Raw genomic sequence first — 12,947 nt, forward strand, 5'->3', positions numbered from 1 at the left:
TAAGGTTGATGAATCAAATTGAACAAGATAGTGATTATTTAAAGTCTCTAAAGTCCATAGAGACGGAGAATTATATTGATCGTGTTTTTTATAGACCTATTGGATTTAAGATTGCTAGTGCACTCCAACATACTCCGATCACACCAAACATGGTAACGATTATCAGTATTGTTATTGGTATGGCTGGTGCAGCACTCTTCTATTTTGTTGAGCCCATATGGTTAACATTACTAGGTATTTTAGGGTTAGTGACCGCTAATATCTTAGATTGTGTTGATGGACAGCTATCACGACTAACTGGAATAAAATCAAAGTGGGGCCGAATTTTAGACGGTTTTGCTGGCGACCTCTGGTTCCTAACACTCTACATAGCCATATCTATGCGACTATATGAGACCACAGGGAACAGTATATGGTTCGTTGTTGCAGGTATCTCCTTAATAAGCCACTTGAATCAAGCTGCCTTAACCGATCTCTACAAGACCTTTCACCTCCGCTTTATCAGCAAGGAGAAGGGCAAGGAATTTGAAACATACTCTATGGTCAAGGCTCGAGTAGATAATATGGAACCAGGCTTTAGCAAATTTGCAATGAGAGTTTATTCCATGTACACAAAGATGCAGTCACTATATACTCCTAATCTTCAGAAGTTCGTTGACGTAGCCATAGATCATAATATTGAGCATGACGAGGAGATAAAAAGAAATTTCAGGCTGGGGAGTAGGATTGTCATGAAACTTGTTGATTTGATGACATTCAATGGAAGAACTATCCCCCTTTTCATCGTAGCTCTAACTGGCCATATTTGGCTGTATTTCTTATATGAGATTGTTTTCTTATGGATTGTTTTCTTCGTAGCAAGAGATCAACATGAGACACTATGTAAGGCCTTCTCTTGTGAGGTTAAGGAAAAATATGAAAAGACATTCCGATGAGAATTATATGATTCGCACCTCTGACATGGCTGCGACCTACCCTTTTTTTGATACCTATATTGGTAAGGGTGTGGCTCGTTTCCTACTCAGTATAACAGGGGTTAATAAGCTAAATAAAATTCACGCTAAGTATTGTCATCTCGATAAGTTTGAGATGACATCCGCTATTCTTAGCGACCCCTTGGTGAATGTAAAGTACCAGCTACATGGAGAAGAGCACTTACAAAAGATGAAAGAAATGGGGGCTTTCTACACCATTTCAAACCACCCTTTCGGTGGTCTTGATGGAGTTATCTTGATAGATATTATCACCCGTGTAAGACCTGATTTTTGTGTCTTAGTAAATGAAATCCTCACAAAAGTAACAGGACTATCAGATGTTTGGATACCAGTTTCACCACCCGTCAATAAGAAAGATTACGTACACGATCCCTCAAAAAATATTTATGGTGTGAGGAGAGTGGCTGAATGTATCACGAGTGGTCGTCCTGTAGGTATGTTCCCAGCAGGCGGAGTACCCATTTTCAATCACGAGCTAAAGCGTCCTGTAGAGCAGGAATGGCAGATGAATAATGTACGTATTATGCGAAGATCCACTATCCCAATATTTCCTATCGCCTTCGCTGGCGACAATTCACGTATATACTACAGAATAGGAGAAAAAATTGGGTATCATAATGCAGCATTAGGGCTACCAGCTGAAATATTAAAGAAGAAAGGAACTACGATCGATGTATATATTGGGGATCCCATCATGCCTAGTGAGATAAAAGACTTTAATGACCTCAAGTCATTAAGATCATTCCTTAGAAAACGGACTCTCGGAATGCTCCCATCGTATAAAGATCTGGTATAAGTTAAGCTTTTATACTATTGTGAAGGATAAACGATTAAAACGAGAGATAAGTTTTTATGTATTGATGTTATTGGTAGGAATCGGTGTTGTTTTATACATTTCACACCTATCCCAACTTCACTCTCCTACCTCAGATGCCACAGCAGACTCCAACTCTTTTATGGAGGGAGTGGCACATAACTTCAATACTTTCATTGGCTTTATATCAGACCATATAGTTTCGCACTTTGGTCTCCTGTTATTACAAATCATCATCATACTACTTGCAGCACGCTTAGTAGCATGGTTCTTCACTAAAATAGGACAACCCTCAGTCATTGGTGAGATCATTGCAGGTATTATATTAGGGCCGTCCGTTTTCGGACTTATCTTTCCAAGCGGATTTGAATTTTTATTTCCCGAAGAGAGCCTTTATAGCATATCTCTACTAAGTCAGTTTGGTCTGATCCTCTTCATGTTCGTAATAGGCATGGAACTGGATCTAGGACAGATAAAGAAGAACCTCAAAAAAGCCTTTATCATATCACATGCTGGGATTATCTTCCCCTTTATTCTTGGAGCTATCCTAGCGGTATTCCTATTCGAAGATTATGCAGGGGAGAAAAGTGCTATTCTTCCTTTCGCTCTGTTTGTAGGAGTCTCAATGAGTGTAACCGCTTTTCCGGTACTCGCTAGAATTATACAAGAGCAGGGTAAGATGCAAACCCGACTGGGTATGCTCTCTATGGCATCCGCTGCCAATGGAGATATTACCGCGTGGTGTATTGTAGCTGTGATCGTAGCGATCGCACAAGCTGGGTCAGCTGCTAGTGCTATCTTTACAGTCATTGCTGCCATCTTGTACATGCTATTGATGTTCTTTATTGTGAGGCCAGCCTTTAAAGTCGTGGGTAATGTGTATAACACCACTGAGACTGCCAATAAAGGTCTGATAGCCATGATTTTCCTCACGTTACTCATTTCCTCATACCTCACAGAGGTATTAGGATTACATGCTCTGTTTGGTGCATTTATTGCTGGTGTTGTGATGCCAGACGATATTAACTTCCGACATGTCCTGACCGAAAAGGTCGAGGATGTCTCACTTGCACTCTTCCTTCCTCTTTTCTTTGTCTCTAGTGGACTACAAACGGAGATCGGATTGCTGAATACCTCGGCACACTGGCTGATCACTGCAGGCATCACACTTGTAGCGATTCTTGGAAAGGTAGGCGGTACATACGTAGCCTCTAGGGTAGTAGGCGAGCAAAAGCGGGATAGCTTATACATGGGGATTCTAATGAATACACGTGGATTGATGGAGTTAATCATACTAAACATGGGATACCAATTTGGTATTCTTTCTCCAGTAGTGTATGCTATGTTAGTCATCATGACCCTAGTAACTACCTTTATGACGACACCGACCTTAAAGCTCATGGAAAAGCTTTGGCCAAAAATCAAAACGGGCATTTCAGATACCTTCAAAGTCCTCTTTTCATTTGGACGTAGTCGCACTGGTAAAGTGATGCTTAACTTAGTTGAAACATTTTTTGGTGATCGGAAAGAGGTCGTCGATGTTACCGGGATGCACATGACTATCGGAGAATCTGCTAGCTTCTCCGATGCTGAACTATTCAGGAGAAGTAATTTCGAACCCATTGAGAAATATGCTGGTGAATTAGGAATCAGCATTAAAGAGCACTATGAGATCACCGAAAATGCAACCGCCTCTATCATACGAGCCTCAGGTGATCTATATAGCGACTTACTACTCGTAGGAGCAGGATTGGATCTATCTTCACTACCAGAAGATATTGAATTAAATAAGAAACATAACGACTTTAAGTCGCTTTTTAGAGTCTCTTTTTCCAAAGCATCTGGTATCTTCAATATAGCACAGTTCTTTAAGAATAAGACGGAAATATTTGTGAATGATGCTTCCTCTTCCGTTGGGATTGTAGTGAATAGAGGACTTAAAGCTCCAGCACGATCTATCCTTGCAGTGAATTACAAAAAAGAGGCTAGCTATATGAGCTTGCTTGACTTTCTAACTACAGGAATCCGTGAAGGTTCTGAAGTAAAGAGATTAAATTATAAGGATATAACGAATTACACTGCTCAGCAATTTTCAGCACATGATTTATTGATCCTACCATATAACTTATGGAAAGACATTGTTGATAATAATCCAGAATTCATTGCACTGGTACCTACTACACTATTATTACATTCAAGGATGACCCCTGATGAAAGTATAGCGTAAGGTTTATAGAAACAAAAGAAATTAATGAAGTACTTACTGATATGTAACCCCCACTCAGGGACGAAGAAAAACTCTTCAGCCTTGATTAAAAAAGTATGTCATCGAATTGAAAGTGAAGGCCATCAAGTAGAGCTTGTGGAGACTCAATCGGAGGGGCACGGATACGAACTGGCAAAGGCTGCCCTTGATACTGATGTTGATGTTATCGTAGCTGTAGGCGGAGATGGTACCGTTAACGAGGTAGCAAAAGCATTAGTAGGATCTAATAAGATATTAGGAATCCTGCCAAATGGTAGTGGAAATGGTCTTGCTCGTGAATTATGTATCTCACTTGACCCCACGAAGGCAGTCGAGTCTCTTCTTGATCACAAAGTCATGAAGATGGATACCTGCACAGCTAATGACGACCCTTTCTTTGTAACCTGCGGCATCGGTTTTGATGGCAAGGTATCCGAAAATTTCGCAACAAGTGAGACCCGCGGACTGCCTGCTTACGTTAAGGAAGTCCTAAACGTCTTTATGAAGTACGAAGCCAGCGACTTCAAACTCCTCATTGATGGACGTGAAGTAACAGCTAGGGCCCTACTTATAGCCGTCGCAAATGCATCGCAATATGGATTTAATGCTTTTATTGCTCCAGATGCATCAATGGTCGATGGTCTATTGGACGTAACCATTATTAGAGAACTGCCCCAGACGGATGCTCCTAAGGTAGTCGTACAGCTTTTCTCAAAAGATATCACACAGAATGAGTATGTCAGGACATATAGAGGAAAAGAGATCATACTTTCTTCCAATAGACTACTCCCCTACCATATTGATGGTGAACCAAAGAAACCTACTGAACGACTAAAGATCACCGTAGTCCCGGGATCTCTGAATGTCATTCAAGGTAAAGAATCAGATAGAGAAAAAAACCTTTTCGACTTCTTCAATAGTATAACAAATGGATTCCAAGACATTGCTCAAGGGATCAGAAAAATATTTTCATAATGATTATAAATAGTGCAACATTCATAACAAGTAGCTTAGAAGTAGCTCAGTGTCCCACGGATGGGAAGATAGAATTTGCGTTCATAGGCCGCTCTAACGTAGGTAAATCATCCCTTATCAATATGCTAACTGGCGTAAATGGATTAGCTAAAACCTCACAAACGCCAGGTAAAACACAGCTTATTAATCACTTCCTGATTAATAATCAATTCTACATTGTAGACCTCCCTGGATATGGCTATGCCAAAGTGCCAAAGCAAGTGAAACAAACCTTCGGTACCATGATAGCCTCATATATATATGAGAGAAGAGAGTTAGCAAATCTCTTCATCCTAGTAGATATTCGGCATGACCCAATGAAAATAGACCTAGACTTCATCAATGATATGGGTGAGCATGGGGTCCCATTCTCCATTATCTTTACAAAAGCCGACAAACTCAGTAAGAGAGCTCTCTCCGTCAATGTCCAAAAGTACAAAGATAAGCTACTAGAGGTCTGGGAAGAGCTACCCCCTATTTTTGTAACATCATCAGAGAAAGGTTATGGCAGAGAAGAGGTTACAGAGTATATGAACGAGATATTAAATGCATTGTAATACGCTGATGTACGCTTCCGATATCCATTAAGGACGCAGTACCCAAAACGAAAATAAGGTTTCTTGAGAGTAGATCCAGAGGATCTACTCTCATTATTTACAAGCCATTACATTTCGAATAAGGGTTCTCAATATGAACATATATAAGGGGGTATTCTCGCATTTTTTGAGAAAATCTACTGAGCTGTAGTAGATTAAATATCCCGATGCTCTTACCTCATGCAAATCACCCCATGCAAATCAAAAGGAAGACTTTTATGTTATAGGAAGCTCTCATTATTGAGTTAGAAATTAGTGGTAGCAAAACAAAAAAATCTCAAAAGAGATCCTTCATAAGGGTAGTGTCCCCAAAAGTGTGTACGGCAGAATGCGTCTCTGAAAAGCAAACCTACATATTTTTTCGCTTTGTTTTCCATAAACATTAAAGATAGACCAATAAAGAATTAAGGCAAGGCTGTCGTAGCACCGCGGAGACACCGCCTTGCCGTATTCTTTTAGGTTGATATCTTTGTGTTGGAAAATAAAGCACATTGTTGTTATTTACTTTTCATTGTTCTTCCTAAGTCCAAGAGTTAGATCTCCTATTCTTTTCTTCAGATAGTTTGCATTGATTGCAATACTACCTATCAAGTGTAGAGCGGATTCTACGCTAGGTAATGCACATTTATATCGAGCCCCTTTCTTTACCTGTCTATTGAAGCGTTCTATCCAGTTAGTACTATGAATGTACTTGCGAACACTGACGTCGTATTTTAGGTATGTGAAGTAATACTCTATCCTCTGACCGTTAGCTATTTTTGTGAGAAAAGGATAGCTCTTACGCCATCTGAACGCAAAGTTTTTAAAGCTCTCTAGGCCATCTAAAGGTGAGCTTCTTGAGCCGTCTTTACTAAAGACCTCCTGTAGATCACTTGCGATGGCTGACTTATCTCGAGGGCGTATCTTTCGAGTTATTTCTCGCTGTAGATGCACCGTGCAGAGCTGGACTTCCACTTCTGTAAAGTGCTCACGTGCAACCTCTTCAATGTTATTCAACCCGTCTGAAATGATTAGTCCTACCTCTTCGAGTCCTCGGCTTTTTAGATCCTCAAAAAACTCGCCCCAGATGCCGCTTCCCTCTGTTGGATTATTATAGACACCCACGATGTCTCGACGTCCTTCGCTATCTAAACTCATCACTACAAAAAATGCCTCCTTGCTCACACTTTCTCCTCTCCGTACAGGAAGATATGTAGCATCGATAACAAGTGCCTCTAAAGTCCTCGGTAGACGTCTTTGACGCCACTCTTCTACTGCTTCTTGGGTCGATAAGGAGAGACGATTGATTTGACTCGTACTATAACGTTTACCATACAAACGCTCGAATACTCCAGAGATATCCTCCATCGTATTACCGCAGCTATATAGATAACCTGCTAGTTCTCCCATCTCTTTCTCTTGATCTTTGAGAACGCCTAAAATCAAGGGCATGAAGCCCTGCTGTCGAGTTCGGGGTACTCGTAATTCTAGCATATTACCACTCGCAAAGATGCGACGGGGGCGGTATCCATTGCTCACATCGCCACTATCTTCTTTATACAGTTCCCTCTCCCCTTGCATCGCTATTTCGATGATTAACTCCATTAAACGACCAACTCCATTTGGCTCTGTCATCACGTTTGATAGAATTTCCTTAAATTGCATTTGTGTAAGTCTCATCTTCTTGTTTATCTTTTGTTTTTAACTTTTCAAAGATAACATTCTTGGGACTTACACACTTTTTGGGGACAGTATCTTCATAAGTAGAAAACTCTCTTCCTATATGAAAGAAAAATAGCTTCTATATAAAAGATTTCTCTTTCATATAACCAAACTTGTCATTTCGATTAATCATATTGATAGGTAGCATGAGCCACATTTTAGGTCATTACATTTATCACTCTATATCAATAAATTACCTCTTGACTTTATCAATATACTTTTAAGTCTCAGAACTTCTTTCTAATGCAGCTTACGAATAGGCATAAACTTCACTTATTCAACCCAAGATGATGACTTTCATGGAAATAAAACAAATGAGGATCAAAAATAAATTGAACCCATTACCGAAAGTGATCAGGACCCAACACACAACAACCTATATACCAATCTATTATAAATCACAAACAAAACCAAAACAGGAACTTGGACAATATGACCCAAGAAAACTATTAATAAAAGAGTTACATAAAGTTTTTTCTGTATCTTTGTAAGGTCTATAGCAAGACATAAAGGCTGTTATCACGCTACTTGTCCGCGAGATAACTAAAATATATATTATGATATTTACAAGAGACAAACAACTAAAGAATTACTGTTCTCTTTATGACAATTATTTATTGACACACAAATGGAAATTGTATTGAGTGGCATTCGTCCAACAGGAAATTTACACTTAGGGAATTATTTTGGAGCGGTTAGAAGCTTTTTAAAGATGCAGGAAGAGTACAAGTGTTACTTCTTCATTGCAGACTGGCACTCATTAACGACCCATCCACATCCTGATAATATTATAAGGAATACGCATACCATCCTAGCAGAGTATCTAGCATGTGGTATCGATCCTGAGAAGGCAACAATCTATGTACAGAGTGATGTCAAAGATGTCCTAGAGCTCTATTTATATCTTAATATGAATGCTTATCTTGGTGAACTAGAGCGAACAACCTCGTTCAAGGATAAAGCTAGACAACAGCCTAATAACGTGAATGCTGGCTTACTCACCTACCCCACTCTCATGGCAGCGGATATTCTGATGCATAGAGCACATAAGGTCCCTGTAGGTCAGGATCAAGAGCAAAATATGGAAATGGCAAGAAAGTTTGCTCGCCGCTTTAATCAGATATATGATGTTGACTTTTTCCCGGAGCCAAAATCTTTTAGCTTTGGCAAAGAGGCCTTGAAGATACCAGGGCTTGATGGCTCAGGCAAAATGGGTAAGAGTGAAGGCAATGCCATCTACCTTATGGACGATGAAAAGACAATCAAGAAAAAGGTGATGAAGGCTGTCACAGATTCTGGACCTACCGAACCCAATAGTCCTAAGCCGGTAACTATTCAAAATCTATTTACGTTCCTTGACATTGTGTCCACCCCTGATGTGTACCAACATTTCGAGGAGCAGTATAATAACTGTAGCATACGCTATGGAGACTTAAAGAAACAATTGGCAGAGGATATCAATAACTTCTGTGCTCCTATCCGCGAAAAGATTCTTGATCTCAAAGAGAATAAGGAATACCTCGAAAAGGTGGCAAAAATGGGAGCAGAACAGGCCAGAGAAAACGCGAGGAAGACGGTAGAAGAAGTTAGAGAAATCATAGGGTTTCCACCTATGAGATAATAAAAAAACGATAAAGACATTCAGACTTAGTTCGACGTAAGTAAGGCTGAAACAATTTACTGAAACGATTAGAAATTTAGACAGAAGGAAATTAACACAATGAATGACAATTTAGTAATCAGCGGAAAAGTGATAAGGATCATGGATATGATCTCTGGAGAAAGTAAAAGAAATCCAGGAAAGATGTGGCAAAAGCAAGAATATGTCATCGAAACTTATGCCAACTATCCAAGACAAGTATGTTTTGGTATTTTTGGAGAAGATAAGATTAGAAATGCTAACATCCAATTAGGAGAAGATATTACAATTCAATTCGAGATCAATAGCCGCGAATACAACGGAAGATGGTACACCAATATTGACGCTATCAATGTAATGCACGGTGCGGGCTTCCAAGCTCCTCAAGCTGATCCATATGCTCAAGGCAATGGGTATCAAAACCCCTCTAACCCTTACCAACAGCAGCAACAGATGCCATCTACCAATAACAACTTTGGTGGCAAGGATAATGGTGACGACTTGCCATTCTAAATCGGCACTGTCAACTCATTCAAGATACCAAGAGATTGACACCTCTTATATATAATTTGGATATAATGGGAGTATTGTTACGATAAACAGAGTCATGTAGAAATAGAAACACCCTTTATAATATAAATATAGTCCATATTTTTAAGGTCGTTTCTATTCCTACCATGATTTTCCCATTATAAATATGCTTTGTGAAAAGCATAAAAAATAATAAGATGCTATAGCATAACATAAAAACACAAAGAAAGTGATGTAAGCCTTTTTTGACAACATTCATTTTTGACAAATAAATATAATAACAAAGGGAGACTATAAATCGAATATAGAGAGATACATTTCTAAAAAGATGGGATTCAAAGAAGTAATGGCTTTACGCCAAGCAAGAGAACTAGAAAAAGCTCTTATCCTTGCAAGAGAAGACTATAGTAAGAATCAGGATCAATGGTCAGCATCTGCATTGTTTTGGGTGCTTAAAGATTTGGCAGATGATTTAATTGATACTAAGGAAACCAATAAGGCTCTACCATATATCCTTGAGATGGAGTCATTAGTTGGTGAAATGGGGGCGACTGTTAATGTCGCAACGGAGGCACTCGAAAAGTTGCAAAGAATGACTATCCCCCACTATAATGAAATTATAGAGCTAACAAATGAGATAAAAAAGACGACCCGAAGAGACAGAATAAGGGACATCTACGCTACAGTTACGGAGTGGTATAATGAAGATGAAAAAGGTATTCACTCATCCCTACATGACTATTTTTCTGAAATTTTGGTTACCTATCTAGGTAATCAATTGGGATATATAGATTATGAAGAGTTCGAAGAGCTCAATAAACTATATCATTCGCTACAGAATACTCGTCCATCAAAAGTCCATTCTAATTACTTAGAGCTAGCACTGGAAGCGAAGGAAAAGTTTGAGAACAAGATGAATCTGGGTGACTTTCTTGATGATTGGGATCTAGTAAACCTCACCCCTGAGGATTGGAACCGAGAAGAAACAAGATTCACCTCTAGTCGTTCCTTAGCAGAAAGAACACTTAACGCAACGATTACAGAGTTCCTAGATCTTGCGACACCAGGCAAGGAAGTACCTGCACCGATATACCAACTCCTCCTAGATGCGGTTAGCTTTTACCCTGATGATGAATTAGTCCAGCTCACACAAGCTAGGATACAGATGATAGAAGGCAATAGAGAGAGAGCCCTTGAGATGTATCGAAAGCTCTTAATCACACTTGAAGAGCCAAGAGCTTGGATGGAGTTTGCCACCCTTATTGAAGATGTAGATATAAAGATGGGTGGGCTATGTATGGCACTTCGCAAAGAGGATGATGACTATCAAGGCTATTTGATTATTACTCGATTAGAATTAACGAAAATTCTGATCCAGAAGAAACTATATGAAAATGCTCTTCGTGAACTTAATATTATAGCTCAGATTAGTCTAGAAAAAGCATATGAACTACCAGAGGGATATCATGAGTTGTTAAAAAAGATCCCCAACAATACCATTGCGGATAAGAACAATAGGGAGTTTTATTACCCCAACTCTCGTCCTGCTCAGGAGTATATATACGAGCCACTTCCTACACGGACTATGCTCGTACTAGACATCATAGCTATTAAGCTCAAGGATGGTAATCAAGTGGTACCGATGCTTAAATTAATCGACACTGAAGGTTCTACCGCACTGGTATCGCCCAAGGAAAGTGGTATAATACAAGGGGATAACAGAGGTCTATGTTATGAAGTGAAGTTACTAGAGCGTCCCAAACGCTATAATAAAGTGGTACTCATGACACTATCGAAAGAGCAGGAGCCTAAGAAAATATTCCCAACAATGGTAGGGTATATCAATGGATATAGTCAGGTACAATTTGCTCACCACGTGATGGACACGAATAGTCGCCATCATTACTTACCAGGCAGTGAAAGTGATTATATGTTTGGAGAGTTTATAGAGTTCATCCATATTCTTGAATTCCCAGTTCAGAAGAAACGGATAAAGGGGAGAGACAATAACCCATCTCCTAGAGAATATCTCTTACTTCCTAGTCGATTGGATCCTCTTGAAGCTATTAAGGAATTCCCATCAATGTCAGCAGAGGTTGTTAAGGTACGGGAGGAAGATTATATCTTAATCACCGAAAAGAATATCCGTAGCTTCGTCAACCACTCTGTATCTCCTGTCGCTTTAGAAGAGGGAGATACTGTGATGGTAAGAGGTTTCCAACAAAGGCACAAAGATCGCCGTACTGGAGAAATTTCGTACTCTTTTAACACCATCTCCATAGAGCTACCTACCAATAAAGATTAGATATGATCTTTGATCATTATAAGACCTATAATAACGTGAGTTCGGGATAAGAAACAGGAGTAAAAACACTAGGAAAAGTGGTGAATTATTTGTATCTTAGTAATTGATTACCAGCTAATTACAAGAAAATAAAACACCACTTTTATGACAACAAATATACTAGAATCATTTTGTATTATCGACGATTTCTCTATTCAGTTTGATCGTGTTGTTGCTGAGAATGCTATAGAACAAGGAGGTAAGAAGAGAAGAAATAGAAAATCACGTCTTTCTGACAGTGAGGTCATGACAATACTCATACTTTTTCATATGTCAAGATATAGAGACCTCAAGTCCTTCTATCTCAAATATGTTCAGGTTCATCTTAAAAGTGAATTTCCTCAAACAGTCTCCTATAATCGTTTTGTGGAACTTCAAACTAAAGTGGGGCTAAAGCTTGTTATGTTTCTCAATATGTGCTGCTTAGGAAAGTGTACAGGTGTTTCTTTTATTGACTCTACTCCTCTAAGATCTTGTCATATCAAACGGGAAAGAACCCATAAGACTATGAAAGGTTGGGCACAGAAAGGTCGCTCCACAATGGGTTGGTTCTATGGCTTTAAACTGCATCTTGTTATCAATGACAAAGGAGAGATTATCACCTATCAGATCACGCCTGGTAATACAGATGACAGAGCTCCACTAAAGGATGACTCTTTCTCTAAGAAACTCTTTGGTAAGCTCATTGCGGATAGAGGATATATCTCAAAGAGTCTATTTGACAAGCTCTTTATTGATGATATACACTTGATTACAAAACTTAAGAAGAATATGAAGAATGCTCTAATGCATATTCATGATAAAATTCTCCTTCGAAAAAGAGCCATCATAGAAACCGTCAATGATCTCTTAAAGAATGTATGCCAAATAGAACATACGAGACATCGCAGTGTCAATAATTTCGTAGTCAATCTGGTTTCAGGATTACTTGCGTACAACTTGATGCCTAAAAAGCCTTCCTTAAATCTTGAAATTATTGATAAAGAGGCTCTTGCTATAGTTTCTTAAATCGAACTCGCGTTATAATAAGGGGATTGAAGACTCGTAAGGAAGAGTAAAGTAAAAGAC

The 12,947-nt window shown here is 39.1% G+C and carries 10 protein-coding genes; 9 read left to right on the forward strand and 1 reads right to left on the reverse strand.

The window, feature by feature from the left end; translation table 11 throughout:
* The first annotated feature begins 8 nt into the window (after positions 1 to 8).
* Genes QYZ87_00595 through yihA form a run of 5 tightly spaced genes read left to right on the forward strand, consistent with a single transcriptional unit; the run spans position 9 to position 5,625 of the window.
* A complete protein-coding gene (locus QYZ87_00595) occupies positions 9 to 935 on the forward strand; it encodes a CDP-alcohol phosphatidyltransferase family protein (GenBank protein ID MDN4753036.1) in 927 nt (308 codons plus the stop codon).
* Positions 916 to 1,791 (forward strand): hypothetical protein, encoded by an 876-nt coding sequence (locus tag QYZ87_00600; protein MDN4753037.1) that lies wholly within the window; start codon positions 916 to 918, stop codon positions 1,789 to 1,791. Before QYZ87_00595 ends, QYZ87_00600 begins: the two co-directional genes overlap by 20 nt.
* A gap of 19 nt (positions 1,792 to 1,810) precedes the next feature.
* The gene (locus tag QYZ87_00605) at positions 1,811 to 4,036 is read left to right on the forward strand and encodes a cation:proton antiporter (protein ID MDN4753038.1); all 2,226 of its coding nucleotides are present in this window, start codon (positions 1,811 to 1,813) and stop codon (positions 4,034 to 4,036) included.
* Between the two features lie 24 nt (positions 4,037 to 4,060).
* A complete protein-coding gene (locus QYZ87_00610) occupies positions 4,061 to 5,029 on the forward strand; it encodes a diacylglycerol kinase family lipid kinase (GenBank protein MDN4753039.1) in 969 nt (322 codons plus the stop codon).
* A complete protein-coding gene (yihA, locus tag QYZ87_00615) occupies positions 5,029 to 5,625 on the forward strand; it encodes a ribosome biogenesis GTP-binding protein YihA/YsxC (GenBank protein MDN4753040.1) in 597 nt (198 codons plus the stop codon). The genes QYZ87_00610 and yihA overlap by 1 nt, the downstream gene beginning before the upstream one ends.
* A 540-nt stretch (positions 5,626 to 6,165) precedes the next feature.
* Here the strand turns inward: yihA and QYZ87_00620 are convergent.
* The gene (locus QYZ87_00620; GenBank protein ID MDN4753041.1) at positions 6,166 to 7,308 is read right to left on the reverse strand and encodes an IS256 family transposase; all 1,143 of its coding nucleotides are present in this window, start codon (positions 7,306 to 7,308) and stop codon (positions 6,166 to 6,168) included.
* Positions 7,309 to 7,993: 685 nt separating this feature from the next.
* Between QYZ87_00620 and trpS the strand changes: the two genes are divergently transcribed.
* From trpS to QYZ87_00640, 4 genes are all read left to right on the forward strand, one after another.
* Positions 7,994 to 8,986, forward strand: coding sequence for a tryptophan--tRNA ligase (gene trpS, locus QYZ87_00625; GenBank protein MDN4753042.1), 993 nt, complete (start codon positions 7,994 to 7,996; stop codon positions 8,984 to 8,986).
* Positions 8,987 to 9,085: 99 nt separating this feature from the next.
* Positions 9,086 to 9,517, forward strand: coding sequence for a DUF3127 domain-containing protein (locus QYZ87_00630; protein MDN4753043.1), 432 nt, complete (start codon positions 9,086 to 9,088; stop codon positions 9,515 to 9,517).
* A 346-nt stretch (positions 9,518 to 9,863) separates the two neighbouring features.
* On the forward strand, positions 9,864 to 11,840 hold the full coding sequence (locus QYZ87_00635) for a hypothetical protein (protein ID MDN4753044.1): 1,977 nt from the start codon (positions 9,864 to 9,866) through the stop codon (positions 11,838 to 11,840).
* A 144-nt stretch (positions 11,841 to 11,984) separates the two neighbouring features.
* Positions 11,985 to 12,887: an IS982 family transposase gene (locus QYZ87_00640; GenBank protein ID MDN4753045.1), complete on the forward strand. Its 903-nt coding sequence runs from the start codon at positions 11,985 to 11,987 to the stop codon at positions 12,885 to 12,887.
* The last annotated feature ends 60 nt before the right edge of the window (positions 12,888 to 12,947 follow it).

The sequence above is a fragment of the Porphyromonadaceae bacterium W3.11 genome, assembly GCA_030434245.1.
In the GTDB taxonomy this organism is placed as follows: Bacteria; Bacteroidota; Bacteroidia; order Bacteroidales; family Porphyromonadaceae; genus Porphyromonas_A.

Coding starts and splice junctions, on each gene's coding strand:
- yihA (MDN4753040.1), top strand. CDS start 5,029: ATGATTATAAATAGTGCAACATTCATAACAAGTAGCTTAGAAGTAGCT.
- QYZ87_00610 (MDN4753039.1), top strand. CDS start 4,061: ATGAAGTACTTACTGATATGTAACCCCCACTCAGGGACGAAGAAAAAC.
- trpS (MDN4753042.1), top strand. CDS start 7,994: ATGGAAATTGTATTGAGTGGCATTCGTCCAACAGGAAATTTACACTTA.
- QYZ87_00600 (MDN4753037.1), top strand. CDS start 916: ATGAAAAGACATTCCGATGAGAATTATATGATTCGCACCTCTGACATG.
- QYZ87_00620 (MDN4753041.1), bottom strand. CDS start 7,308: ATGCAATTTAAGGAAATTCTATCAAACGTGATGACAGAGCCAAATGGA.
- QYZ87_00595 (MDN4753036.1), top strand. CDS start 9: ATGAATCAAATTGAACAAGATAGTGATTATTTAAAGTCTCTAAAGTCC.
- QYZ87_00630 (MDN4753043.1), top strand. CDS start 9,086: ATGAATGACAATTTAGTAATCAGCGGAAAAGTGATAAGGATCATGGAT.
- QYZ87_00635 (MDN4753044.1), top strand. CDS start 9,864: ATGGGATTCAAAGAAGTAATGGCTTTACGCCAAGCAAGAGAACTAGAA.
- QYZ87_00640 (MDN4753045.1), top strand. CDS start 11,985: ATGACAACAAATATACTAGAATCATTTTGTATTATCGACGATTTCTCT.